Source organism: Thalassospira sp. MCCC 1A01148 (genome assembly GCF_001613795.1).
Taxonomy (GTDB): Bacteria; Pseudomonadota; Alphaproteobacteria; order Rhodospirillales; family Thalassospiraceae; genus Thalassospira.
Map to the genome: position 1 here is coordinate 400,896 of NZ_LPVZ01000020.1, position 26,282 is coordinate 427,177.

Below are 26,282 nucleotides of genomic sequence, written 5' to 3' on the forward strand. Positions count from 1 at the left end.
AACCAAATTGACCATAAAAGAAGAGAACCATTATCAGGGGTCTGGCGCATCGACCGTGCGCTGGTGAATCTAGGAGCAGGTCTATGGACTGGGACAAGCTGCGTGTCTTTCACGCTGTTGCCGAAGCCGGGAGCTTCACCCACGCAGGGGAAAACCTTAATCTGAGCCAGTCTGCCGTCAGCCGGCAGATCAGCGCACTCGAAGAAAGCGTGAAGGTCCCGCTTTTCCATCGCCATGCGCGTGGCCTGATCCTGACCGAGCAGGGCGAGCTGCTTTATCGCACCGCCCATGATGTCTTTGCCAAGCTATCCATGGCCGAGGCCCGCATTCGCGAATCAAAGGAACGGCCCAGCGGCCCGCTCAAGGTCACGACAACTGTTGCCTTTGGGTCGACCTGGTTAACGCCGCGAATCAACGAATTCCTTGAACGCTATCCGGAAATCGAATTGTCGCTGGTGCTGAATGACGAGGAACTCGATCTTGCCATGCGTGAGGCCGATGTTGCCATCCGCATGCAGCCGCCACGTCAGGCCGATCTTGTTCAGCGCCAGTTGATGACCCTGCGCTATCATGTGTTTGCATCGCCGGAATATATCAAACAGTACGGCATGCCCAAAACCCCGGAAGAGCTCAAGGATCACCGCCTTATTATTTATGGTGCGGATGCCCGCCCGCCGGTTTCCAACGTCAACTGGATGATGGCGACAGCCCAGCAGTTCAAACCGGACATGCGCCCGATCCTGAAGCTGAACAATATCTATGGCATCTTCCGTGCAACCGAGTCCGGATTGGGGATTTCGGCCCTGCCCGACTATCTGCTGCCATCCAACAGCAATCTGGTGCGTATTCTGCCGGAACTCGAAGGGCCAAGCTTCGATGCCTATTTTGTTTACCCCGAAGAACTGCGTCATTCAAAACGCATCGCTGTATTCCGCGACTTCCTGATCGAGGAAATATCAAAGGTCAAGGCAAAGGCCGCCGCTGCTGCAAACGCTGCTGCCGAGAAATAGACAATCAGGACGACATCCATCCTGACGATAGAAACGACAACAGCCCGGCATCGCCGGGCTGTTGTCGTTTATCGCGATCATAGATACATCGGCCACCGGCACAGAAAAACATCCAAGATCAGGGTTAAATCTTTCACCCACCAGAAGGCGATTTTGGGTGCGCACCATATCCATCACAGCGCACACAAACGCCAATAACGCCATAATGTCTTAAAATTGCTGACATTTTGTTGTCATGCATCAGATGCATGGTTGATTTGTGGTTATTCAATTTTAAATCCATTCAGAGCTCGTCTATATTCTCATCATAAGTTGTGAGCATCCGCAAAAAGCGAGATCGCACCAACTTCCCTGATCTTTGGACGATCCGCCCGCTGGAGCGATATCCGGCACGAGAATCTCCCCCGGATTCCCTACGTCTCCCAGACGTAAGCCTCCCTGTTGATCTCGCCGGTAGCTCCCCCGCTACCGGCTTTTTTTTGCGCGACCGCACAATGATCTCAGCCCCTGAAAAGTGATCCAGAGGCAAACACGACAATCAATTCCAAATATTATTGTTATAATTCAATCGCTTAATCCTGTAATTTGCACATTCGAACATTTATGCAGAAAATGCATGGCTGAAAAAGCAATTTGGCAGTGGTCATTATCGTCAAAAACGCTATCTTTCCTCTCGAACCGCAGCGGCAAACACCGCACCGCGGTACAGAGTTTTCTCCCTGACCGATTATGTCGGTCTTAGCCGGACGCCCTGTCCGGCTTACCCAGGGCCCTGAGAAGGGTCCTACGTCTCCCAGACGTGAAGCCTCCCTGATAAACTTGCCGGGCACATTTGTTGCCCGGCTTTTTTTTTGCCCGGTTCACCGGCAACATCCAGCCATTCCTGTCGACCCGCACGTAGCTGTGATCACCTGTCATCGCATCACGACTTGGCAAGTTGCGCCTATCGTTTCACTATGGTGCATTCAATATGTCCACAAAGGACATCCATCGACATGATCGGGACATCGGCACCATGAAAAGCACGCTTAGTGCCTTCCTGTTTGGCAAGAATGCCAACAGTCACCTGCCTGAACGTGTGCACAACGCGATTGAAAAGCAGCAATATGAAAGCGAAAAGCTGATCGGCTGGGTGCAGCTGCTGCTGGTGACGATCTTTGCCACCCTTTATATCATCTCGCCCAATAAGCCGATGTCCGATGGTATCCAGCCTGTGCCATGGGCGCTGGGACTGTATTATCTTTTTACCCTCAAGCGGTTGGCGCTTGCCTATCGCAACAAGCTGTCGACTTGGTTCCTGACTGCTTCAGTGATCGCCGATATCGGGTTGCTGATGGTGCTGATCTGGAGCTTCCATATCCAGTACATGCAACCGGCAAGCTTCTATCTCAAGGCGCCGACCGTTCTGTATGTCTTTATCTTCATTGCCCTGCGCAGCTTGCGATTTGATCCGCGCTATATCCTGATTGCCGGCGGCACAGCGGCGGCTGGCTGGGTTATTCTGACTGGCTATGTCATCTGGTCGGAGGGCGGCAAAAGCATGATCACACGTGATTATGTGACCTATCTGACCTCAAACTCGATTCTGATCGGGGCGGAAGTCGACAAGATCATTGCCATTGTCCTGGTCACGGCCGTTCTGGCGATTGCCGTGATGCGCGCCAAAAGATCGTTTATTCGTGCCGTCACCGATGAAATCGCCGCCCGTGACCTGTCGCGGTTTGTCTCGCCCGAAATTGCCAATCGAATTACCCACGCCGAACAACAGATCCGGCCGGGCGACGGTGATGCGGTCAACGCGACAGTGATGTTTACCGACATCGAAGGCTTTTCATCGATTTCCGAAAAACTTTCGCCAAAAGAACTGGCGACAATGCTCAACGAGTATTTCACCGAAACGAGCGCATTAATTTCGCGCTTTGGCGGTGTCATCACGCAGTTCGAAGGCGACGCCATGCTGATCACCTTCAACGCCGTCACGCCAGACACCGATCACGCGCTCAACGCCGTGCGCACCGCCCTTGCCATTCAGGACCTCTCGGAACGCCGCATTTACAGCCATGGCAGTCCGCTTAAGACTCGCTGCGGGATTAATTCCGGTGAAATCGTCATTGGCGCCATCGGGTCGGAAAGTCGCCTGACATTCACGGTCCATGGTGACAACGTCAATATTGCCTCCCGGCTCGAATCGCTCAACAAGGAGTTCGGCACCTATATCCTTGCAACCGAGGACACCATGCGTGCCTGCGGCAATCACGACGACATCCCGAAATGGGAAGAACGCGGCGACGTCACCGTGCGTGGCCGTGAGAAATCGACAAAAATCTTTTCCCTTCCACCTCTGAAATCTGCGCCAAGAGTACTTCAACAAAAATCCGACAGCCCGATCACGTCACGCGATTGATCAAACCCGATTCTTCCCGGCTTGCAGACAAATTAAAAGCCCGGGGAGCTGGAAGCTCGCCCGGGCTTTGGGGACAGATGGTCTTGGGGAGACCGGTCGGATACGCTGCCTTACCCGCGGGGTGCACGACGCCTTGGGGGAGGACGGGCGCCGATCCGGGCCTCGATGCACGTGAGGGAGTGCACGGCATCGATGTTTTCGCATCCGACAGTTAGGAATATGCCTTTGAAATGCGGCTCAAAAATCGGTGTTTGGTGACCTTTTGGGGGCAAATTGGGGCAATTGCGGCAAGGTTTCTGTTCAATGCATCAAACGCCCCGGACCCGGACAAAAAAGTGGGGCGGGATAAAACCCGCCCCAATCTATTCGGGGTCATTATGGTCTTGGGGAGACCAGGTCAGCCGGGGTATTTCAGGTGGGGGAACAACCTGAAATCAATCTGGCCAGCAACGTGAGGGGGGACAGAGACTGCTGACCACGTCCTCGACTGACAGTTGTGAATATGCCCTGAAATCAAGGCGGGAAAACAGGTCACATTGGGCCATTTCGGGGCGAATTGTGTTCCAATAAAGGCAAGCCGGAACCAACCCCTTGATTTCATTGGCATGGATCATGATCTAATCAGGGGTGTCTCGGCCAGGAAGACATTTTTTTCTTTGTCGCGGTCGCGCGAACGCATCAAACATGACAGGCTGAAGCACACCATAGGATGCTGGCCCCGATAATGCTGCCAGAACAGGTCATGGTTGCGGATCATGATGGTTGGGGCCTTTTTGTGCTGACCGATGGCTGGGGGATCGGTCTTCCTCGTCAAGGAGATGCCAATGCCTGCAAGCACACCTGAAAGCGCTTCATCGACCAAGCCACATGCCCCGCGGGTTGCCGCCCTGATCGGCCCCAATTCCAGCGGCAAGACATCCCTGCTTGAAAGCCTGCTTCTTGCGACCGGCACCCTGCATCGCAAGGGGTCTGTGCGCGATCACAACACCGTTGGTGACGCCGGACGCGAAGCCCGCGCCCGCGGCATGAGCACCGAACTTACCTGCGCACACGCCACCTATCTTGGTGAAGAATGGCACTTCATTGATTGTCAGGGTTCTGTCGATTTCGCCCAGGATGCCCGTGAAGCTGCAATGATCTGTGATGTCGCCATCGTGGTCGTCGACCCGGATCCTGCCCGGGTGATGACAGTGGCCCCGATCCTTAAGTTTCTGGACCGAAACCGTATTCCGCACCTGATTTTCATCAACAAGACCGACCATGCCGGTGTGCGCCTGCGCAGCTGTCTTGATGCGCTACAAGCCATTTCGGAGCGGCCGCTTGTCATGCGCGAAATCCCCATTCGTGATGCTGATGCCAATGATGAACATATTACCGGCTTTGTCGATATTGTCTCGGAACGCGCCTATGCCTATCTCGAAGGACAGCCATCGCAACTCACGGCCCTTCCATCAGACATCAAGGATCGCGAAAACGAGGCCCGCGAGGGATTGCTCGAGGCATTGGCGGACTTTGATGACGCATTGCTTGAACAGGTTCTTGAAGACCAGACACCCGCCACGGCCACCATCTATGACAATCTTGAACGCGATTTGGCACAGGACCTGATCGTACCGGTGTTTTTCGGGTCTGCCGAACATGACCGCGGGATCATCCGACTGCTAAAAGCACTGCGTCATGAAGCGCCTTGCTCAGATGTCTGCGCCCACCGTCTTGGGGTCGAACCCGACCAAAACCAGACGATCCTGCAAGTTTTCAAAACCGTTCACCTTTCCCATGCCGGACGGTTTTGTTTTGCCCGCATTCTCTCGGGCAGCTTGTCAAACGGTGATACGTTGGGTGGCCACAAGCTATCTGGAATCTGCGCCGTCTTGGGCGACAAACATGAAAAGATTGATCAGGCTTTGACTGGCGCGATTGTCGGTCTGCCAAGGGTGGAACGTTTGCGCACCGGCATGCTGATCGGCCCGGAAGGTGAAATGGAAAACCTCTGGCCCGATCCCCTGCCCCCGCTTTATGAAACAGGGCTTAAGGTTGCAAACCCCGGCGACGATGTGAAACTGAACGAAGCCCTGCGTCATCTTTGCGAACAGGATCGCGCGCTTGGTTTTGGCCATCACCAGGCAACCGGACAACTTCTGTTATCGGGTCAGGGCGACATTCATCTGCAATGCGCGCTGGCACACCTTGCCGAGACCTACCATCTGGATATCTCAACAGCACCCGTCCAGACCGGCTATCAGGAAACCATACGTAAACCGGCCAGTGCACGTGGACGCTATAAAAAGCAGACCGGCGGTCACGGCCAGTTTGGAGATGTAGCAATCGACATTCGCCCGCTTGGCCGTGGCGAGGGTTTCGAATTCAGCGAAAAAATCGTTGGCGGTGCCATTCCCCGCCAATATATCCCGGCCGTTGAAAAGGGCGTTCGTGATGGTTTGCGATCGGGTCCGTTCGGCTTTCCTGTGGTGGATATCGCTGTTACGCTCACCGACGGCTCTTTTCATGCCGTGGACAGCTCCGATCAAGCCTTCCAGATGGCTGGACGGATCGCGATCAGCGAGGCGCTTAAATCTGCCGGCCCGACATTGCTGGAACCGATTGATACCTGCACGGTATCGATCCCGTCTGATTTCACTTCAAAAGCACAGCGGCTGGTCAGCTCCAGACGCGGGCAGATCTTGGGCTTTATCGCCAAGGAAGGCTGGCAGGGCTGGGATGAGATCGAGGTGCGCATACCCACCTCTGAAACCATCGATATGGTGACGGAACTGCGATCCCTGTCACAAGGAACCGGCTTCTTCACCCGACAGTTTTCCCACATGCAAGAACTTGGCGGCAAACAGGCCGACGCAGTTATCGCCCGGTCTCGGAAAACCGCAAAATAGGCGTGCGTGCCGGTTAGCCAAATAACCACATTTTTTTGTAATAGAATTGTCCTATCACAAAGAATTAAATGATTGATTGGCATAAAGTTTTCCTGTGTCCGATACTGCGTTCAGAACCAAGGAGCAAGTGGGGCTCCCCACCCCGGAAAGGAGATAACCATGCAGATTGATATTGGCATCAACGAGTCAAACCGCACTGCAATCGCCGACGGCCTTGGCCGTGTTCTGGCAGACAGCTATGCGCTTTATCTGAAAACCCATAACTTCCACTGGAACGTGACGGGTCCGATGTTTCAGACCCTGCACACCATGTTCGAGGAACAATATACCGAACTGGCCACCGCGATTGATGAAATCGCCGAACGTATCCGTTCACTGGGTGCCTATGCCCCGGCCAGCTTCTCGGCGTATGGTGAACTCACCGCGATCAAGGAAGAAAAAGGTGTGCCCGCCGCCAAGGACATGATTGCGCAACTGGTCGAAGGCCATGAAACCGTGATCAAGACCGCGCGTTCGCTCTATCCGATTTGCGATAGCTCGGACGATGACGCCACCGCAGACCTTCTGACCGCCCGTATTCAGGTCCATGAAAAAACCGCCTGGATGCTGCGCTCCCTGCTTGAAGGCTAAACACCGACTTTTCGTGTCGCCGACGCAAAACGGCCCGGAACATTCCGGGCCGTTTTCATATATGTGCGTCACAAGAACACCACACCCCTGTGACGCACGATGCCTGCGACCGGGAAAGGAGCAACCCGGTCACCGGGCTGAAACATCTCACTGGCTATGCTTGGCAATCGCAGCGCGTGCGGCGGCCACGATGGCGGCACCATCAACACCCTTGTCGTTCATTTCCGCGATCCAGCGATCAATTACTTCGTCGGCTTTTGCGGCAAACTTTGCGGTTTCTTCCGCCGAAAGCGTGACCAACTCACCGGATTTGGCAAAGATCTCCTCACCGCGCGGTTCAATCGCATCCCATTCCTCGCCAATTTCGCGCGCGATATTCTGACCGGAATTATCATCGATGACCTTTTTCAGATCATCTGGCAGGGCATCGTAACGATCCTTGTTCATGGCGAACATAAAGACCAGCGTTCCGAACCGAACACCCTGGTCACCTTCGATGGCATACTGGGTCATATCCGGGATCTTGAACGGAATGGCGACCTCGTGCGGGATCAGCGCACCGTCAACAACACCAAGCGACAAGGCCTGCGGCAAATCAGGAACCGGCATGCTGACCGGCTGTGCGCCCCAGCTTTCGAGCATCCATGCCCCGGTACGTGACGGCGCACGCAGCTTCATGCCTTCGACATCAGCAAGGCTTTCGATCTTTTTCTCGGTGGTGAAAATTGCCTGCCCGGTATGGACATGGATCAGCAACGGCTTGATGTCGTCAAAGTCCTGCGACAGGTGCTCTTCATAGATATCCTGGATGGCCATGTTGGTGATGGCCGCACTGCCGGTATGAACGAACGGCAGCTCGAACACTTCACTGCGCGGATAGACACCGGGCGTATAACCAAGTGCACTCCACCCCAGATCAACCGCACCATCGCGAATATGGCTGTAAAGCTCGGTCGGCTTGCCGCCAAGCGCCATCGCCGGATAAATCTCGATCTTGATGCGACCGTCAGATTGTTCCTCGATCCGCTGGGCCCAGGGCTCAAGGAATTTGGCCTGTGCCGTTGCCTTGGGTCCCAGCACATGTTCCAAAACGAAGGTAAATTCCGGTTCGGCTTGCGCAGAAAGCGCGCTTGCCAAACAGCCAGCAGCAACTGCTGCCGATACAAACAGGCGTTTTAACATTTTCAACCTCAGACGTTTTCCCTGAAAATGCGCTCAGCATCCCCGCCCGCTTGGCACGGTTTTGGTGCGGTGTTTCACAGCACTGAGCGTCTCTCTCTTTTCGTAGCGTTCTTCAACCGGTTCGGATCCGGCTTTGTTTTGCGTTGATTATTCCGCAGCAGCAGCAAGTGCCCGATCAATCAGACGCCGTGCACGCACACCGCCCGCATCAATATTGAAGTTCAAAAGCTTGCGTTCCGGATGGCGCAGCATGTTGGCCTGCTGACCTTCGACGACTTCAAGATCCTCATAGAACACCTTGGCCTGCGCATCTTTGATGTTCTGGGTCAGCCCGTTATCATCGATGTCAAAGTTGCGCACCATGCCCCAGTAATAGCGACACGTGGTTTCTGTTTCCGGGGTCATGCAGTTCACGACAATACCGGTCACACCTTTCGACCGGTCCCCTTGCTGCGCACCTGTCCCGGCCAGTGCAACACCAACATCAATCATCACATTGGATGGCAGGGTAAAGGTACAGATCTGCCAGCGGTCGCAGACTTCCTTGGATTTCAGGTTGTTGGCCCAGAACGGTGGCGGGACAATGTTTTCCATCCAGCGTTCGACCGTGACGCTTTCGTCATCGGATCGCGTCTGGGGCAGGCTCTCGGTGATCTCAAGCTGACCGATGCTGGATGGATGCACATAGGTCTCGTGGCTCAGATCCATCAGGTTATCGACCAGAAGCTCATACCCGCACTTCACATCATAGGTACCGCCATCAAAGACCCAGCCTGCTTCGGACGCATGCGGAATTTCGGGCACAAGCGCCTCGTCAGCCTTTTCCTTGTCGCCGATCCAGACCCAGACAAACCGGTCTTTCTCGACCACCGGATAGGCCTGGACACAGGCCTCGGGATGGATGCTTTGCTGGTTGGGCATGTGAACACAGGCACCATCACCATCAAATTCCAGTCCGTGATAGCCACACACAAGGCGGTCGCCTTCGACATAGCCCTGACTTAGCGGCAACAGACGATGCGGGCAGCTGTCTTCAAGCGCGACCAATGACCGGTCGGCACGGCGATACAAAACAATATTTTCATTACAGATCGTACGCGCGACGGGGGTGCGGCCAATTTCGCCGTCCCAGCCTGCGACGTACCAGAAGTTACGCAGGAACATCGTTCTCTCCCTTGGCGTCATTTAAAACGCTTACGTTCAAGTGGAATTCAATCCACCCAAGTTTTTGTTATGGTTCTAACCGTAATCAAATTGGATCCAATTTGGCAAGATGCTTTTTTCATAATCCGAACTGAACTATGATCCCCCGACAGTCACAAGAACGGAAACCGGCATGAGCAAACATGGCCAGCGCGTCCTGATTACGTTGCGAAAAATGATCGCCAACGGGGAACTTCCACCCGGCGAGCGGGTGGCAGAAATCCCGATTGCTGAACGACTTGGCGTATCACGCACACCGGTCCGGATTGCCTTTCGAACCCTCGAACAGGAAGGCCTGCTGCGCAAAGGGGTTCGTCGCGGATACACCGTGCGCGCCATCACCCCGACGGAAATTGCCGATGCCATCGAAGTGCGTGGCGTCCTCGAAGGACTTGCCGCACGCCTTGCCAGTGAACGCGGCATTTCCCTTCCGGCGCGAAGCCACCTGATCGAATGCCTGGCCACGGGTGACGCCCTGTTTTCCAAGGGATTCCTGACCGATGAGGACATGGAAACCTATCACGATTTCAACATGCGCTTTCATAACACCATCATCGAGTCGAGCCGCAATGTTGCCATCGAAGATGCCCTGTCGCGCAACGACCACCTGCCATTTGCATCCGTATCATCCATCGCCTTTAACCGCGATGACATGACCGGCGAATTCCGCCGATTCAATTTCAGCCACATGCAGCATCACATCATTTTCGATGCCATCGACAATGGCCAGGGCGCGCGCGCCGAAGCCCTGATGCGCGAACATGCCAATGCGGCACTGCGCTATACGCAAATCCTTGGCCCGACACAGGATATGCCTGACAACTTCACCGTCATCGAACGCGAAGATACCGCATAATCCACACCGACCTGCATTTTCCAATCCCATCAGGTTTGACAAAATTGGATCCAATTGATCTAATCTGGATCCAGTCAAACCCACAGACAAACACACTCAGAGCGAATCTGAGGACCCGGGAAGGAAAATCGCCATGCCTGAAGTTACCGTTCAACAGGTCCATGACCTGACCGACCGCATACGCGGTTTTGATCTTGTCGCCACCGACGGCACAAGCCTGCCGCCCGCCGAACCGGGTGCGCATATCAAACTCACCGTCACCGATAAATCCGGCCAGCCAGTCAAACGGTCCTACTCCATCATCAACCCGGGGCAGCCCGATCTTTACCGGATTGCCGTGCTACGTGAGCAAGGCGGCGAAGGCGGGTCCATGTATATGCATCAAAAGGTCAAAACCGGCGATGTCATCGAAATCGCCCTGCCGCAAAATGACTTCCCGCTTGTTGGAAGTGCGGCCAAAACCATCCTGATTGCAGGCGGCATTGGCATCACGCCAATCCTTGCCATGGCGACCGCGTTGCAGCAGGCCGGCAAGGATTTTGTCCTGCATTATGCCAGCCGCAACCACACAGACATGGCCCTGATGACAGAGGCGCTTGATGCCGCCAACGGGCGTTGCGCGCTTTACTTTGATGGCGGCGATGCAAAACGCAGCATGCCGCTTGCCACCATCCTTGGCACGGCTGAGGCCGGCAAGCACGTCTATGTCTGCGGTCCGGGCGGCCTGATTGATGCCGTGCTTGATACCTCGCGCCGCAATCGCTGGGCGTCAGAAAATGTTCATTATGAACGCTTTACCACCCCTGCCGCACAGCTTGACGACACCAGTTTCGAGGTTCATCTGGCGCAAAGCGGCCAGACCTTCGAAGTCCCGGTCGGCAAATCGGTGCTGGATGTCCTGATCGACGAAGGCATTGACCCGCTTTACGACTGCAAAAAGGGCAATTGCGGAATTTGCACATCGGTCGTCCTTGAACATGATGGCGATCTGTCGCATCGCGACGCCTATCTCAGCGACAGCCAGAAAGCCCAGAACGATCAGATGTGTATTTGCGTCTCCCGCATGCAAAGCAACGGTCGCCTAACGCTGGATCTCTAAACAAAAATGGCCCGGATCGTGTCCGGGCCGTTTTCCCGTCCGATTGGGACGATCAGTCAAATAGCGGATCAATCAGGCGTGCAGCGTTCAAAACGGCTTTGTCGCGTCCGTGCGTGGCAGCAATCATAAGTGCCGCGGGTGCCGTTTCACCGGCAACACCAACCGGGATCGAAATCGCACAGGCATCAAGCAGATTAAGCATGCCCGTATTACGCAGCATGAGCGGGTTCAGCGTTTCGATATCCGCCTCGACCTCGGAAATCTTGGGGGCCATTCTTGCCAGGGTCGGCGCAATCATGACATCCACGTCCGCAACCGCAGCCCCGAAACGGGCAATCACATCTGTGCGTTTGGCATAGGCTGCGATGACGTCGTCCTTGGTCAGGCTATCGGCAAATTTCAGTCTTGAAAGGACATAGGGGTCTCCGCAGGTCTCAAGGGCGGCAAAGTCCTTTGCATAGATGGCTTTTGCTTCGCTCGACACCAGATCACGGGTGACCAGCGCATTTTCGGCAACAAACCCCATGTCAATCTCGACCAGCTCATGGCCTGCATTGCGAAGCGTATCGCAAATCATCTCGAAGTCGGCCTTCACACGTTCAGAAATGTCATTGGTAAAGGCGTTAACCGGAACTCCGATCCGAAGTTTTTTATCCTCAGCCCGGGGAACGCTTTGGCCACTCATGACCTCAAACACCGAAATTGCGGTTTCAAGATCGCGCGCCAAAGGCCCGGGGGTGTCAAAGCCGTCGGCCAGCGGCAAAACACCTGCTCTGGGCACAGAAAGGCGGCTTGGTTTGTAACCGTAAAGGCCATTGATCGCGGATGGAATTCGGATCGAGCCCCCCGTATCCGTCCCCATCGCAATATCCACCAGACCAAGGCCTGCACTTACCCCGGCACCGGATGACGATCCACCGGGAATACCTTCCGGATCAAAGACATTGCCCGGCGTGCCGTAATGGGGGTTCAACCCGACGCCGGAATAGGCAAACTCGCTCATGCTGGTGCGGCCAAACGGCACGGCCCCTGCTTCCTTTATCAGGCGCACAACCACGCTGTCCTCGCGTGCGGGGGCTGCGGTCTTAAGGAGTTCTGATGCGGCCGTCGTCCGGATGCCAGCCTCATCGTAAAGATCCTTAATCGACACCAGCTTCCCGGCAAGCGGCAAATCTGGGTTGGCAGCAACAAGGTCTTCTGCCGTTTTGGCAGCGCGCAAAATACGATCTTCATCAAACTCGGTGAATATTTTGCCCTTCAGATCACCAAGCGCGTTGACCCGATCAATTGCGGCCTTGGCCTTGTCGATTATTGCACCCATTTTTGCACCCTAATTACATTTTCCTGATATCTTGCGGCGGAATATCGCGTTGATTCCGCTCAAAAGCTTTCCACTGTCATAGGCTTACCCTTCACTGCGATCAAGGATCGGATCGCCGTTTTATCCCGTACAGACAAATGAACATACGTGATTCCAAGTCCTTTCACCGCCCGCTCACCGAGGCGTGACTTGCCCGAAGCAGGTTTTCCAAGGACAGTATGCTAAGGATCAACGGAGGACACCATGCTGATACGCCGCAAAAAGGGGTGGGAAATCCCCGAGAAAGACGCCACGCCAGAGTCGATTTACAAAAACCGCCGCCAATTCCTTAAGGGAATCGCCGCTGGATCAATCGGCGCAACAGCATCAAGCCTCCCGCTGGGCTCTGCAATGGCACAGGGATCGGGTTCGACCGCGGATCTGTATCCGGTGGATCGCAACCCGGCATATACGGTCGAACGCGAAATGACCGAAAAGTCCAAGGCGCTGACGTATAACAACTTCTATGAATTCGGATCGCACAAATCGATCTCGCAGGCAGCCCAGGCCATGCGCATCCGCCCATGGACCGTCGTAATCGACGGGCTGGTTGAAAAGCCGATTGAAATCGACTTCGAAGACCTTGTGCGAAAGATGCCGCTTGAAGAGCGCGTCTATCGCTTCCGCTGTGTAGAAGCCTGGGCGATGACTGTGCCCTGGTCCGGTTTCCCGATGAAGGCACTGGTTGATTTCGCCAAGCCGCTGTCAGGCGCGAAATATGTCGAAATGGAAACCGCCAGCCAAAAGGACACCATGCCGGGCCTGCGTCAGTTCTGGTATCCGTGGCCCTATATCGAAGGCCTTACCATGGCCGAGGCCACCAATGAACTGACCATGATTGCCACGGGCATTTATGGCGAAGAAATACCCAAGCAGAACGGCGCACCGCTGCGTCTGGTGACGCCCTGGAAATACGGTTTTAAAAACATCAAATCCATCGTCCGCTTTACCTTCACCGACAAGCGCCCGAAAAGCTTCTGGGAAGAAATCAACAGCGACGAATATGGTTTCTGGGCCAATGTTAATCCGGAAGTTCCCCACCCGCGCTGGTCGCAGGCGCATGAGAGGCTGCTCAATAACGGCGAAAGCGTGCCGACCCGGATCTATAACGGCTACGGCGAATATGTCGCCGACATCTATAAGGGCATGGAAAACGAACGGCTGTTTATGTAACCCGCACTCCATCGTCAAAAAACAAAAGCCGGTGTCATCAAACACCGGCTTTTCGTTTGGCTAATTGCCTTATGGCCCCTTGCGACGCCGGCCTTTGTATTTCGGTTTGTTGGCCGATTTTGATCCCGGCCCGGCGGTTCCAATTGTCCGCGCCATTGGCCCGGCTTCTGCCAGACCAAGTTCCTGATCCTCAAGACGCTTGATCTCGTCACGCAGTCTTGCGGCTTCCTCGAACTCAAGGTTCCCGGCCGCGTCACGCATGCGTTTTTCAAGATCCTCGATATGGGCGCGCAGGTTATGACCAACCATCATGTCACCAGATACCCCGGTATCAACGGTGACGTAATCCTGTTCGGCGACACTTTCGAGAACATCATTGATCCGCGAGCGCACGGTTTCCGGCGTGATCCCATGTTCCTCGTTATAGGCCATCTGCTTTTCACGCCGGCGATTGGTTTCGCCAATCGCATATTCGAGGCTGTCGGTCATCTTGTCGGCATAAAGCAACACGCGCCCGTCAACGTTACGCGCCGCGCGGCCAATCGTCTGAACCAGTGACGTCTTGGAACGCAGGAAGCCTTCCTTATCGGCATCAAGGATCGCAACCAGCGCACATTCCGGGATATCAAGGCCTTCGCGCAGAAGGTTAATCCCGACCAAAACGTCAAACACACCAAGCCGCAGATCACGGATGATCTCGATGCGTTCCAGCGTATCAATATCGGAATGCAGATAGCGCACCCGAATACCGTGCTCATGCAGGTATTCGGTCAAATCCTCTGCCATACGCTTGGTCAGGGTGGTGACCAGAACACGCTGGCCTTTGGCAGCACATTCCTTGGCCTCACCCAGCAAGTCATCGACCTGGGTTTCCACCGGACGCACGATACAGACCGGGTCAATCAGGCCCGTGGGGCGAATAACCTGTTCGGTAAACACACCGCCCGTGCGCTCCATCTCCCAGTTCCCCGGGGTCGCGGAAACAAACACGCTTTGCGGGCGCATTGCTTCCCATTCCTCGAACTTCAGCGGTCGGTTATCAACGCAACTAGGCAGGCGGAAGCCGTGCTCGGCGAGCGTAAATTTGCGATTATAGTCCCCGCGATACATGCCGCCGATCTGCGGCACGGCAACGTGGCTTTCATCGACAAACAGCAATGCGTTTTCGGGCAAATATTCAAACAGGGTCGGTGGCGGCTCGCCCGGATTGCGGCCCGAAAGCCAGCGAGAATAGTTTTCAATCCCCTTGCAGTGCCCGACAGTTTCCATCATTTCCAGATCAAAGGTCGTGCGCTGCTCGATCCGCTCGGCCGCCAGCAACTTGCCCTCGGCCTGGAACTGCGCCAGACGGTCTTTAAGCTCCTGCTTGATGCCGGACATCGCCTGTACCAGCGTCGGGCGCGGGGTGACGTGGTGGGAATTTGCATAGACCGTGACCGAGTCCATGCTGGCAAACTTGTGCCCGGTCAGCGGGTCAAATTCTGCCAGTTCCTCGACCTCGTCACCAAACATCGACACGCGCCATGCCCGGTCCTCGGCGTGGGCCGGGAAGATTTCCAGAACGTCGCCACGCACCCGGAAAGTCCCGCGCGAAAAGGCAGCGTCATTACGGGTATACTGCAACTCGACCAGACGCTTCATGATGTCGTTACGATCAACCTCGTCCCCGACCGAAATGCGCTGGGTCATCTCAAGATAGGTCTCCACCGCCCCGATACCGTAAATGCACGATACCGATGCCACGATGATACAGTCGTTGCGCTCAAGGATCGCACGCGTGGCGGCATGGCGCATCCGGTCGATCTGCTCGTTGATCGAACTGTCTTTTTCGATATAGGTGTCGGACCGCGGGATATAGGCTTCCGGCTGGTAATAGTCGTAATAGGAAACAAAATACTCGACCGCATTATCCGGAAAGAAATGCTTCATCTCGGCATAAAGCTGGGCGGCCAGCGTTTTGTTCGGTGCCAGAACCAATGCCGGGCGCTGCGTTTTGGCAATGATGTTTGCCATCGTGAACGTCTTGCCCGATCCGGTGACGCCAAGCAGAACCTGATCGCGCTCTTCATCATTGATGCCCGCCATCAACTCGGCAATCGCCTGCGGCTGGTCGCCGGCGGGCTCATATTCCGTCACCAGTTTGAATTCCCGTGATCCTTCAACAGGCGGGCGACGTTTGGTCAAAAATTCCGGTAGCGCATTCATCGGGCAAATCCTGTTTTCATCTTGCCTCTAGTTATAGGCCACATAAACCCAACCGCAAGCCCCGCCCCTGACAGTTCCTGTCAGGGAATGTCAGGAGACGTCAGGAAGAAACACCGGGAACATCGGGTGACTTGATACGTTTGCTCATCAGTTCTTTCCGCTCGGACTTCGAACCGCACTTCTTAAAGGCGACGAAATTGGATAAAATCATCCCAAAGAACCCGCAAAAGGCCCTAAACAGCCTTGAATTGGAACAAGCGCAGGCGTAGGGTCCGAACCGAAAGAACACGATTCTTTTCAATTCTCATAAATTCCAGGGAAACAGACCAATGGCGTTCATTGCCGACCGTTTGAGCCGTATCAAACCCTCCCCCACCATTGCTGTCACCACCAAGGCTGCCGAGCTTAAGGCTGCTGGCGTTGATGTGATCGGGCTTGGCGCAGGTGAGCCGGATTTCGATACCCCCGACAACATCAAAGAAGCCGCAAAAGCTGCGCTCGATGCTGGCAAGACCAAATACACTCCGGTCGCTGGCACACCCGAGCTGCGCAAGGCGATTGTCGAAAAGTTCAAGCGTGAAAACGATCTGGAATACACCATCGACGAAATCACTGTCGGTTGCGGTGGCAAACAGACCCTGTTCAATGCGTTCTTCGCGACGCTTAACCCGGGCGACGAAGTCATCATTCCGGCACCGTACTGGGTTTCCTATCCGGACATGACCCTGATGGCCGAAGGCACCCCGGTCATTGTCGAGTGTCAGGAAGCAAACGACTTCAAGATCACGGCCGCTGAACTTGAAGCCGCGATCACGCCAAAAACCAAATGGGTTGTTCTGAACTCCCCGTCCAACCCGACCGGTTCGGCCTATTCGCGTGAAGAACTCCGCGCGATTGCCGACGTGCTTCTGAAACACGAAAACGTCTATGTCATGTCTGACGACATGTATGAGCACCTTGTCTATGACGGTTTCGAATTCACCACCATCGCCCAGGTCGAGCCGAAGCTCAAAGACCGTACGCTCACCTGTAACGGTGTGTCGAAATCCTATGCGATGACCGGCTGGCGTCTGGGTTATGCCGCAGGACCGAAAGACCTGATCAAGGCGATCAACAAGGTTCAGTCGCAAAGCAGCACCCATACCTCCTCGATCAGTCAGGCCGCATCAATCGAAGCACTTAGCGGTCCGCAGGACTTCCTGGCAGAGCGTGCCGAAGTCTTCAAAAAGCGTCGTGACCTTGTCGTTGCTGCGCTGAACGACTGCGAAGGTCTGTCGTGCAAGACGCCTGAAGGTGCGTTTTATGTCTATCCGTCCTGCGCGGGCGCGATTGGCAAAACCACCCCGGATGGCAAGAAAATCGAAACCGATACCGACTTCGTGACCTACCTTCTCGAAGCAGAAGGCGTTGCGGCAGTTCAGGGTTCGGCATTTGGTCTGGCACCGTATTTCCGCATTTCCTATGCGACCTCGGATTCTGCTTTGACCGAAGCTTGCGCACGTATCAAACGTGCCTGCGCTGCCCTGAAATAAGGTCTGCCTGCCCGATCTTCGGGCCTAAAAAACACCCAAACAGGGTCCGGCACTTGCCGGGCCCTGTTTTTTTGTCCATGATCACAATCAAATAATTACGCACCGAATTACCGATATATCGCCCCAACAAAGATTGCCCCACAAGAGCTATAAGTCACATGAATATCGAAAATTTCTATGCCACGGTGAACGGTATCAGTCTGTCTTGCCAGCAGATCGTTCCAGATGATGTGCGTGCCGATGCACCGACCATCCTGTTTCTGCACGAGGCCCTTGGCACCATTCGCATGTGGCGTGACTTCCCCGCCAAACTGGCAACCGCCACCCGTCACCCGGTAGTTGTCTATGAACGGCGCGGCCACGGGAAATCCGATCCGCATGCGGCAGGTGACATTCCGCGCGCGATTGACTTCCACAACACCGAAAGCGATGTCTATCTGCACGGCCTGATCACGGAGCTTGGCCTGACCAAACCGATCTTGTTTGGCCACAGTGACGGGGCAACCATCGCGCTTAAATATGCCGCGCGCTTCCCGAACAATGTGACGTCAGTAATTTCAGAAGCCGCCCACGTCTTTGTCGAGGACGTCACAGTCGCCGGCATTACCGAGGCGGCCAAAATTTATGCGACGACGAATTGGAAAACCAAACTCGAACGCCATCACTTTACCCAGACCGACGATGTCTTCCGTGCCTGGGTCGATACCTGGCGCCAACCGGCGTTTCTTGACTGGAACATGGTCGATGAACTGGCCCACATCACCTGCCCGCTTCTGGTCATTCAGGGCGATGATGACCAGTTTGGCAGCGATGAACAGGTCCATACCATCTGTGCAAATACCGGCGGCCGGGTGACCAAAATGCTGATCAAGGATTGCGGCCACATCCCGCATTTCGATCAGCCCGATCAAGTGATCGCAGCAACTCTTGACCACTTATCGATTGGCGAATATGTCGATCATCAGGGATGAGAACAGAGCCGTATCTTAAGGTGCAGGCGAGTATCTGGCCCTACTCATCCTCACGATTCCACAAGATCGAGGATCGCCAGTCTTCAAGGAAGCTCTTCTTCTTGAGCTGGTCCTGAAAACCAAGCAAACCGATGCCGAGCTTTACACGAAAGACCGGAATGTCTGCTATGTGCGGACTGAGCTCCGTCTGGACTTTCTGGTTGATCGGAATAAGGGCAGATTGGTTGGCCAGAACCTCCTGACCTTCATGCGACAACAAAAAATTGACGAAGGCCTGAGCCTCATACTTCGCTTGCGATGTCTTGGGCACAAAGGCCGTACGGCTCATGGCGATGGTGTAATCACGCAGGAAATAGATCCCGATTTCCGGCAAGTTTTTAGCCGCTTCAATCGCGTATGAGCTGATCACATTATAGCCAAGCACAAGCTCACCGGTCGCAACCCGGTTCAGGATCTCGGACGAGCAACAGTAAAGCCGCGCCCCCGCACGCCCGAATGTCTCAATCAAGCGCGATGACTGGTTGTTCTGAATCGCATCCTGTGTGGCAAAGAAATATCCGATACCCGATTTGCGAATGTCATAAGTGCCAATCTTTCCCCTGAACATTTCGGGATAGTCGCGCACCAGACTGGACAAATCGGTGTGCGACGTCGGTCTGGTAAGACCATGGAAAGCCTGCTTATTATACACAAGTGCTGCTGGTTCGAACGAAAACCCGTAGAGTTCGTTGCGCCACTTGGCCCACGCCGGTATCGCTTCGGCATTTTCCGGCTCAAACTGATAGGCCAGCCCCTCATTGACCAGTTTGACCTGCAAATCCATGGCCGGGCTTATGATGACATCTGCCTCCATATCCGGGTTATCAATATTGTACATGACAACCTGATAAAGTTCGCTCGTATTGAACTCGCGATAGACCACTTCAATGTCAGGGTATCTTTCTTCGAACGCCTTGATAATCGGCTCGAACGCCGACGTATCGGTTGCCGACCACACATGCAATTGCACGCGCGCAAATGCCTGACTGCCAGACAACAGCCCGACGACAAGAACAATAACGCCAAACCATCTCGCCGGAACGAAACCACCAAGCAGCTTCATGCCTGTTCCCCCTCGACGACGGGAAAGACCATTTCGACACGCAACCCGCCGTCGGGCGACTGTCCCAGTCTGAGTTCCGCGTGATGGCGATCGGCCACCGCACTGACAATCGACAGACCAAGACCGCTGCCGCTGCTCATGCTTGAAAACCTTTCCAATACGGTTGCATACATCTGCTCGTTAATGCCCGGCCCGTTATCATCGACAATTAACAGGCATTTCCCACCGGTTTTTCGTACCAGAATACCGATCTTGTGAGGTGCCTTGCCGTGCTTGATGGTGTTATCGACAAGATTGCGCAACGCCTCGCGTATGCCAATCTCGTCAAGCATTACAAAGGTTTCCTCGTCCCCATCCAGTTCGCTGTCGATGGAAAAGTCCGTGTCATATTTCAGATAATCTCGAATGATCTCGGCAAAGACGGTACGGACCACATCAATAAACACCTTGCGTTCCAGCGGCTTGTTATCGGCGCGGTGAATGATCATTGCATGCGATAACAGCTGATTGGTCAGGCGAATTGTTCTTTCTGTCTGTTCTTCGGCTTGGGCGATACGGACCTGTTGTTGTTTCACATCCGCCTGACGGCTGGCACTTTCAAGCAACCCCTGTAGCGCACCAAGCGATGTACGGGTCTGATGGGCAACATCGGCAATAAAGGCCTGCGCGTTATCAAGACTTTTCTTGTGACGCAGGATCAGACCATTGATCGAACGGGTCAGACTGGCAACCTCACGCGGGGGGGTTATCACGATGGGTGAAAAATCGGTTGGTTCGCGGTGCCGAAGCTGGCGTTCAATCCCGATCAGGGGTGACAATGCACGGTTGATCCCGAACCAGACAAAACCAAGTCCGATGACGGTAACCAACAACAAAAGTGCAATCGCATTGATCATCATTTCCCGTGCAAAGGCATCTCTTGCAATTCGGGTTTGGCCGATCTGAACAACAACCCAATCCCCATACCCGGCACCGGCAAGAAACCGTCCCTGAAGCAGGAAACGAACATCTTCGCCGCTGTAATGGGTATCAAAAAATACCGGCTGGTCGGTTGGATTGTAGTGCTCGGGCAATGGTAAATTCTCTGACCCGGTCAGGGTTTCGCCATTGGCGGTAAAAATACGATAGAAAACGCGATCACTTTCAGCCAGACCGATTAGTTCCAACGCCGAATAAGGAATCTCCACACTGGGGCCGGTTGGCGTCACCAGTGTGCGTTCCAGAATGGCAAACGCTGCCCCGCTCAAAAGCCTGTCATAGGAATGGTTTGCCGCATCCCTTGCGTAACTCCAGATCCCAATCGCAATGCTGACCAGGATGATCGCAAATCCCACCGCCATGCTGGTCAAAAGACGCTGGCGCAGGGAATGATGTCCGACCCGTTTATTCATCCGCAATATGGGCAATATACCCAAGCCCCCGAATGGTCTTGAGGATAATCGGCCCACCAGCCAGTTTCTTGCGTAGTCTGGTAACCATTTGCTCGACCGCATTCATGCTGGGCGCTTCATCAAACGAATACACCTTGTCCGCCAGATCTTCCTTGGTCAGGACCCGCTGCAAATTGCCAATGAAGATTTCAAGCAACTGTACTTCTCTGTTGCGCAATTCAATATCGCGACCGTCAATCGTTGCAACCTTTGATGCCCGGTCAAACACAAGGTTTCCGGCGCAAAATTGATTTGATGCGGTCCCGCTTCGGCGACGGATCAAGGCACGACACCGTGCCGCAAGTTCACGCAGATCAACCGGCTTGACGATATAATCATCTGCACCGCCATCAAGCCCGATCAAGCGGTCATCTATTTCTGATCTCGCCGTCAGGATCAGAATCGGGGTGGCATCCCCGCGCGCGCGCATGGATCGCAAAATATCAAACCCGCTGCGGCCCGGCAGGTTGACATCCATTAACACCAGATCGAACTGCTTGTGCCGCAACAAATCGTTTGCAAGCTCTCCGTCATACTCACAATCAATGGCATGCCCATCCGCGTGCAAACGATCCATGATCGTTTCCGCCAATGTTTCATTATCTTCAATCAAAAGAATACGCATGCCCGGATATTAGGCTTGCTCGGAGCTTCTTACAAATTGTTACACATCACGTCAGCTTCGTGTCAGGAAGGAGTCAGCCTCCCGTCAGCATACCGTCAAGGCAATGTCAGTCTCGTAACGTATAGCTGATATGCGGATCGAACATTGATACGCGAAAAGAATAATCCAATGGGAGGATACAACTATGAAAAAGCTGTTCGCAGCATCTGTCGTTATGGCCGGTTGCCTTTTTGGCACCGCAAATGCCGCAGACATTGAAAAACCCGAATGCATTGCCCCAGCGAAACCGGGTGGCGGTTTTGACCTGACCTGCCGTGTCGCCCAGGGCGGTGTCGGCGACAAGTTGGGCGAACCGATGCAGGTGACCTTCATGCCTGGCGGCATTGGCGCGGTTGCCATCACCCTTTTCAACACCACCCGTACAGATGACCCCAACGCCATCGTCGCATTCTCGTCAGGTTCGCTTCTGAACATCGCGACCGGCAAATACGGTGAATGGACCGAGAACGATGTTCGTTTTCTCGCCACTGTCGGTGCTGATTTCGGTGCCGTCATCGTCCGCGCAGACAGCGAGTACAAAACCCTTGATGACTTGATGAACAAGGTCAAGGAAGACGAAAGCAGCCTCGCAATCGGTGCTGGTGGTTCTGTGGGGTCACAAGACTGGATGAAAGCGGCCCTGCTGCTCAAGGCTGTCGATAGTGATCCGCGCAAAATGATCTATGTCGCCTATGATGGCGGCGGCGATGCCCTGACCGGCCTTCTGGGCGGCAGCATCGACGTTTACACCGGTGATATCGGCGAAATGACCGCCCATCTCGGCACAGGCCAGCTGCGTGTTCTTGCCGTCATGTCGCCAGAACGCCTGCCGGAACCATTCGCAGACATTCCGACCACCAAGGAACTTGGCTACGACGCGGAATGGACGATCATGCGTGGTTTCTATATGGGCAAAAACGTCTCTGACGAAGCCTATGACAAATGGGTAGCGGCCTTCAAGGAAGCCTATGGCACCGAAGAGTTCGCGAAAATCCAGAAAGACAAGGGCTTGCTGCCGCTTAACATTGCGGGCAAGGACCTTGACGAGAACGTCAAGGAACGCATCAAGAAGCTTCGCGAAATCGCAAGAGAAGCTGGCCTTATCCAGTAATCGCCAAACATGTCGGTCCTCCGCTTTCGGATGGGGGACCGACAGTTTTTCCAGCGTTCCCTAGGCCGGAGATCTCCGATGGCTGATCGCCTCTTTGCCCTGTTCGCCCTGATCGCGGGCGGCATTTACACCTATGTCGCCTTTTTCATTATCAAGGCCCCCTTCCAGTATGACCCGCTCGGACCTGAAACATGGCCGCAGGTACTGGCAGTCGTCTTCCTGCTATGCAGCCTCTACGTCCTCGTGCGCCCTGATCATATCCAGTTTGCGCTCGGACGCAGTGTATGGCTGCGCTTGCTGATGTTGGTTGTGATGCTTGGCGGCTACGCGGAACTCTATGAGCCGCTCGGCTTTGTGATTTCGACCGCCCTGTTTTGCTGCCTGTTGTCGGTCATGCTGGGTGCAAATCGCCTGCACTCCGTCGCGTTCGGATGTGCAACCGGCATCATCGGATATGGCATTTGTGACTATTTGCTGGGCCTGAACCTGCCAGAAGGTCTGCTGGCACCGTTTTTGTGAGTTATTCCCATGAATGAAGTTCTAAGTGGCCTGAGCGGCGGTTTTGGTGTCGCATTGATGCCTTTGAACCTGTTTCTCGTGCTGATTGGCTGTTTTGCCGGAACCCTGATTGGTGCACTTCCCGGTATTGGTCCGATCAACGGTGTCGCCATTCTGCTGCCGATTGCCTATAGCCTGGGCCTTCCACCTGAATCAGCCCTGATCCTGCTTGCTGGCATCTATTATGGTGCGGAATATGGCGGACGCATCTCGTCCATTCTTTTGAATGTTCCCGGTGATGCGGGGGCCGTCATGACAACACTTGATGGCAACCCGATGGCCAAGCGTGGCGAGGCCGGACGTGCTTTGTCGATTTCGGCGATTGCGTCTTTCGTTGGCGGCACCATTGCCGTGATTTTGATGTCGCTGTTTGGTCCGTTCCTTGCGAAATTTGCGCTGACCTTTACGCCAGCCGACTACGTTGCGTTGATGGTCTTTGCCTTTGCAAGCCTGTCCTCGCTGGTTGGCAAAAATCAGGTCAAAACCCTGATGGGCGCGGCAATCGGCTTGATGCTGGCAACGGTCGGTATTGATGCCAATACCGGTGTGGCGCGATACACGGGCGGTATTCCCGATATCCTTGCCGGGTTCGATTTCCTTGTTGTCGTGATCGGTTTCTTTGGCATGGCGGAACTCATCCACCTCGTCGAACAACAGATATCAGGCAAACTAAAGCTGCTTCCGATTGGCAAGAGCTTTGTCAGTTGGAAAGACCTGATGCAAATCCGCTGGACCATGTTGCGGTCCTCAATCATCGGCTTTGTCATCGGCGTCTTGCCCGGTGTCGGTGCGTCCGTTGCCTCGGCTGTGACCTATGGCACCGAAATGCGTATGGCCGGTGAAGACCGCAAGAAATTCGGCACCGGAGACCCGCGTGGTTTGGCTGCACCGGAGTCTGGCAACAATGCGGCCGCTGGCGGGGCAATGGTCCCGATGCTGACGCTTGGTATTCCGGGGTCTGGCACAACGGCCATCCTGCTTGGCGCATTGATGCTGTTTAACGTGACGCCTGGCCCGCTGATGTTTGAACAGCGCCCGGAAATCGCATGGGGCCTGATCGCATCGATGTATATCGGCAATCTGGCCCTTCTGGTGATCAACCTCCCTCTGGTGGGTCTGTTTGCCAGAATGCTGACCATCCCGCAGAAATATCTCAGCCCGCTGATTGCCGTCTTGGCGTTCATCGGCGTCTATTCTGTGGTCGGCAACCCGTTCGATCTGTTCCTGATCATCGCTTTCGGGATTTTCGGCTGGGTCCTGCGTAAACTGGAATTCTCGCTGGCCCCGATCATTCTGGGCTTTGTGCTGGGTCACCTGTTCGAAGATAACCTGCGCCGCGCGCTTTCGATCTCGCGCGGGGACTGGTCGATCCTGGTATCCACTTGGGAAAGTATTGGTCTGTATGTGATGGCAGTACTGATTGTCGCACTGCCTGTCATCATCGGCATCCGTAACAGACGCAAAGCCAAATAAACTGTCCTTGCCGGACACAAACTAAAAGAGGGCGTCGTAATGACACCCTCTTTTTTTTGTCTTGATGGCAAATGTTTGGCGGTTACTCGGCCAGTGCATCCTCGGCATCGATCACGACGGCAACGGCATGAACAACCGATGCGATGCGGATCGCGTTCTGGATGGTTTCCTTTTTGATGCCGGCGTTTTTCAGCACCTTGTCGTGGGAATCGATGCACATGCCGCAACCATTGATCGCCGAAACCGCAATCGAAAACAGTTCGAAGTCGGCTTTATCAATGCCCGGCTTGCCGATGATGTTCATGCGCAGGCGGGCCGGCATGGAGCTGTATTCTTCATCCGATACCAGATGGTTGAACCGGTAATAGATGTTGTTCATGCCCATGATGGCAGCCGCACCCTTGGCTGCTTCAATCGCCTCAGGCGTCAGTTTTTCTTTTGCTTCTGCGGCAACAGCCTTGGTCAGTTTGGCGTTGCGCGATGCAAAGGCACACGCCAGTGCAGTACCGTAAACCTGCTGATCGGTCATGCCCGGATTGTTGGCCATGCTCGAAAGGTTCAGCTTAAGGTCCTTGGCATAGGCCGGCATGGAGTCCTTGATTTCAACGATCGACGTCATGGGAAAAATCCTCTGAAACTGTCTGAAACGATAAGCGCGTAATGCAAAAACAAATTTGGGATCAGCCGTGTCAGTGTCGCACCCGATGGGGGCGGACGATGCAAAAGGCAGCAATATTCACAGGCTGAAAGGCGGGACCGGGCCAAAGCCCGATCCCGAAATCATGTCCGGACCGGACTTAGAGGGTTTCGTCACCCTGGTTCCAGTTGCACGGGCAGAGTTCGTCGGTCTGCAGTGCGTCGAGAATACGGAGCGCTTCCTGCGGGTTACGACCAACGTTCAGGTCGTTGACCTGTACGTGACGGATGATGTTGTCCGGGTCGATGATGAAGGTCGCACGAAGCGCAACACCGGCGTCTTTCGCCAGAACACCAAGGGCAGCCGACAGGTCTTTTTTCTCGTCAGCAAGCCATACGAACGGGCTGTCGCCCAGATCTTCGTGGTGGGTACGCCATGCAGCGTGAACGAAATCGGTGTCGGTCGAGCAACCCAGCAGAACCGCGTCACGGTCTTCGAAGTCACCATTCAGTTCGCCGTAACCGACGATCTCGGTCGGGCAAACAAAGGTGAAGTCTTTCGGCCAGAAGAACAGGATCTTCCATTTGCCTTCGAAGGACTTGTCAGTCACCGGTGCGAAGCTGTCCGGGGTCTTGCCCGAAACGCCGGTCAGATTGAATTCAGGAAGCGTATCACCAACGGTAAGCATTATGGTTTCTCCTAACCCAGTTTTAACAACAATGTGCGGCCCCCGACAGGCCGCGAAACTTTACTGTGCAGGTGCAAAAATGCACTGCTTGCTAGCGATTTGTAGA

The 26,282-nt window shown here is 54.6% G+C and carries 21 protein-coding genes; 12 read left to right on the plus strand and 9 right to left on the minus strand.

What is annotated here, in order from left to right; genetic code table 11:
• Positions 1 to 83 precede the first annotated feature (83 nt).
• The 4 genes from AUQ43_RS11340 (at position 84) to AUQ43_RS11360 (ending at position 6,932) form a co-directional block, all read left to right on the plus strand.
• Complete coding sequence (locus AUQ43_RS11340; protein WP_062956387.1) at positions 84 to 1,010, plus strand: LysR family transcriptional regulator; 927 nt, start codon at positions 84 to 86, stop codon at positions 1,008 to 1,010.
• A gap of 1,015 nt (positions 1,011 to 2,025) precedes the next feature.
• The gene (locus AUQ43_RS11345; RefSeq protein WP_062957258.1) at positions 2,026 to 3,414 is read left to right on the plus strand and encodes an adenylate/guanylate cyclase domain-containing protein; all 1,389 of its coding nucleotides are present in this window, start codon (positions 2,026 to 2,028) and stop codon (positions 3,412 to 3,414) included.
• Between the two features lie 824 nt (positions 3,415 to 4,238).
• On the plus strand, positions 4,239 to 6,302 hold the full coding sequence (locus AUQ43_RS11355) for an elongation factor G (RefSeq protein ID WP_114129796.1): 2,064 nt from the start codon (positions 4,239 to 4,241) through the stop codon (positions 6,300 to 6,302).
• A gap of 159 nt (positions 6,303 to 6,461) precedes the next feature.
• Positions 6,462 to 6,932, plus strand: a complete 471-nt coding sequence (locus AUQ43_RS11360; RefSeq protein WP_062956389.1) for a Dps family protein — start codon at positions 6,462 to 6,464, stop codon at positions 6,930 to 6,932.
• 147 nt (positions 6,933 to 7,079) lie between these two features.
• Here AUQ43_RS11360 and AUQ43_RS11365 read toward each other — a convergent pair whose 3' ends face one another.
• Positions 7,080 to 8,114: a TRAP transporter substrate-binding protein gene (locus tag AUQ43_RS11365; RefSeq protein WP_062956390.1), complete on the minus strand. Its 1,035-nt coding sequence runs from the start codon at positions 8,112 to 8,114 to the stop codon at positions 7,080 to 7,082.
• Positions 8,115 to 8,261: 147 nt separating this feature from the next.
• Positions 8,262 to 9,278 (minus strand): aromatic ring-hydroxylating dioxygenase subunit alpha, encoded by a 1,017-nt coding sequence (locus tag AUQ43_RS11370; RefSeq protein WP_062956391.1) that lies wholly within the window; start codon positions 9,276 to 9,278, stop codon positions 8,262 to 8,264.
• Positions 9,279 to 9,450: 172 nt separating this feature from the next.
• On the opposite strand from AUQ43_RS11370, the gene AUQ43_RS11375 reads away from it, so the two are divergent.
• Positions 9,451 to 10,173 (plus strand): GntR family transcriptional regulator, encoded by a 723-nt coding sequence (locus AUQ43_RS11375; RefSeq protein ID WP_062956392.1) that lies wholly within the window; start codon positions 9,451 to 9,453, stop codon positions 10,171 to 10,173.
• A 133-nt stretch (positions 10,174 to 10,306) separates the two neighbouring features.
• Positions 10,307 to 11,272, plus strand: a complete 966-nt coding sequence (locus tag AUQ43_RS11380) for a PDR/VanB family oxidoreductase (RefSeq protein ID WP_062956393.1) — start codon at positions 10,307 to 10,309, stop codon at positions 11,270 to 11,272.
• A gap of 52 nt (positions 11,273 to 11,324) precedes the next feature.
• On the opposite strand, the gene AUQ43_RS11385 is transcribed toward AUQ43_RS11380, so the two are convergent.
• Complete coding sequence (locus AUQ43_RS11385; RefSeq protein WP_062956394.1) at positions 11,325 to 12,593, minus strand: amidase; 1,269 nt, start codon at positions 12,591 to 12,593, stop codon at positions 11,325 to 11,327.
• Between the two features lie 243 nt (positions 12,594 to 12,836).
• On the opposite strand from AUQ43_RS11385, the gene msrP reads away from it, so the two are divergent.
• On the plus strand, positions 12,837 to 13,805 hold the full coding sequence (gene msrP / locus AUQ43_RS11390; protein ID WP_062956395.1) for a protein-methionine-sulfoxide reductase catalytic subunit MsrP: 969 nt from the start codon (positions 12,837 to 12,839) through the stop codon (positions 13,803 to 13,805).
• Between the two features lie 69 nt (positions 13,806 to 13,874).
• On the opposite strand, the gene uvrB is transcribed toward msrP, so the two are convergent.
• Positions 13,875 to 16,010, minus strand: coding sequence for an excinuclease ABC subunit UvrB (gene uvrB, locus AUQ43_RS11395; RefSeq protein WP_062956396.1), 2,136 nt, complete (start codon positions 16,008 to 16,010; stop codon positions 13,875 to 13,877).
• A gap of 329 nt (positions 16,011 to 16,339) precedes the next feature.
• Between uvrB and AUQ43_RS11400 the strand changes: the two genes are divergently transcribed.
• On the plus strand, positions 16,340 to 17,542 hold the full coding sequence (locus AUQ43_RS11400; protein ID WP_062956397.1) for an aspartate transaminase: 1,203 nt from the start codon (positions 16,340 to 16,342) through the stop codon (positions 17,540 to 17,542).
• A 158-nt stretch (positions 17,543 to 17,700) separates the two neighbouring features.
• Complete coding sequence (locus AUQ43_RS11405; protein ID WP_062956398.1) at positions 17,701 to 18,513, plus strand: alpha/beta fold hydrolase; 813 nt, start codon at positions 17,701 to 17,703, stop codon at positions 18,511 to 18,513.
• Between the two features lie 40 nt (positions 18,514 to 18,553).
• Here the strand turns inward: AUQ43_RS11405 and AUQ43_RS11410 are convergent, their stop codons facing one another.
• From AUQ43_RS11410 to AUQ43_RS11420, 3 genes are read right to left on the minus strand one after another with little or no spacing between them, the layout of a single operon-like run.
• Complete coding sequence (locus AUQ43_RS11410; RefSeq protein WP_062956399.1) at positions 18,554 to 19,615, minus strand: ABC transporter substrate-binding protein; 1,062 nt, start codon at positions 19,613 to 19,615, stop codon at positions 18,554 to 18,556.
• The gene (locus tag AUQ43_RS11415) at positions 19,612 to 21,006 is read right to left on the minus strand and encodes a sensor histidine kinase (protein ID WP_062956400.1); all 1,395 of its coding nucleotides are present in this window, start codon (positions 21,004 to 21,006) and stop codon (positions 19,612 to 19,614) included. Before AUQ43_RS11415 ends, AUQ43_RS11410 begins: the two co-directional genes overlap by 4 nt.
• The gene (locus AUQ43_RS11420) at positions 20,999 to 21,670 is read right to left on the minus strand and encodes a response regulator transcription factor (protein ID WP_062956401.1); all 672 of its coding nucleotides are present in this window, start codon (positions 21,668 to 21,670) and stop codon (positions 20,999 to 21,001) included. The genes AUQ43_RS11415 and AUQ43_RS11420 overlap by 8 nt, the downstream gene beginning before the upstream one ends.
• Before the next feature lie 184 nt (positions 21,671 to 21,854).
• Between AUQ43_RS11420 and AUQ43_RS11425 the strand changes: the two genes are divergently transcribed.
• From AUQ43_RS11425 to AUQ43_RS11435, 3 genes are all read left to right on the plus strand, one after another.
• The gene (locus tag AUQ43_RS11425) at positions 21,855 to 22,820 is read left to right on the plus strand and encodes a tripartite tricarboxylate transporter substrate binding protein (protein ID WP_062956402.1); all 966 of its coding nucleotides are present in this window, start codon (positions 21,855 to 21,857) and stop codon (positions 22,818 to 22,820) included.
• Positions 22,821 to 22,898: 78 nt separating this feature from the next.
• Positions 22,899 to 23,339, plus strand: a complete 441-nt coding sequence (locus AUQ43_RS11430) for a tripartite tricarboxylate transporter TctB family protein (RefSeq protein ID WP_062956403.1) — start codon at positions 22,899 to 22,901, stop codon at positions 23,337 to 23,339.
• A 9-nt stretch (positions 23,340 to 23,348) separates the two neighbouring features.
• Positions 23,349 to 24,851 carry a tripartite tricarboxylate transporter permease gene (locus tag AUQ43_RS11435; protein WP_062956404.1) on the plus strand — a complete coding sequence of 501 codons (1,503 nt, stop codon included), beginning with the start codon at positions 23,349 to 23,351 and terminating at the stop codon, positions 24,849 to 24,851.
• An 82-nt stretch (positions 24,852 to 24,933) separates the two neighbouring features.
• Here AUQ43_RS11435 and AUQ43_RS11440 read toward each other — a convergent pair whose 3' ends face one another.
• Together AUQ43_RS11440 and AUQ43_RS11445 are read right to left on the minus strand one after the other, a co-directional pair.
• Positions 24,934 to 25,470, minus strand: a complete 537-nt coding sequence (locus AUQ43_RS11440; protein WP_062956405.1) for a carboxymuconolactone decarboxylase family protein — start codon at positions 25,468 to 25,470, stop codon at positions 24,934 to 24,936.
• Between the two features lie 178 nt (positions 25,471 to 25,648).
• Positions 25,649 to 26,176 carry a peroxiredoxin gene (locus AUQ43_RS11445; protein WP_062956406.1) on the minus strand — a complete coding sequence of 176 codons (528 nt, stop codon included), beginning with the start codon at positions 26,174 to 26,176 and terminating at the stop codon, positions 25,649 to 25,651.
• Positions 26,177 to 26,282: the final 106 nt, after the last annotated feature.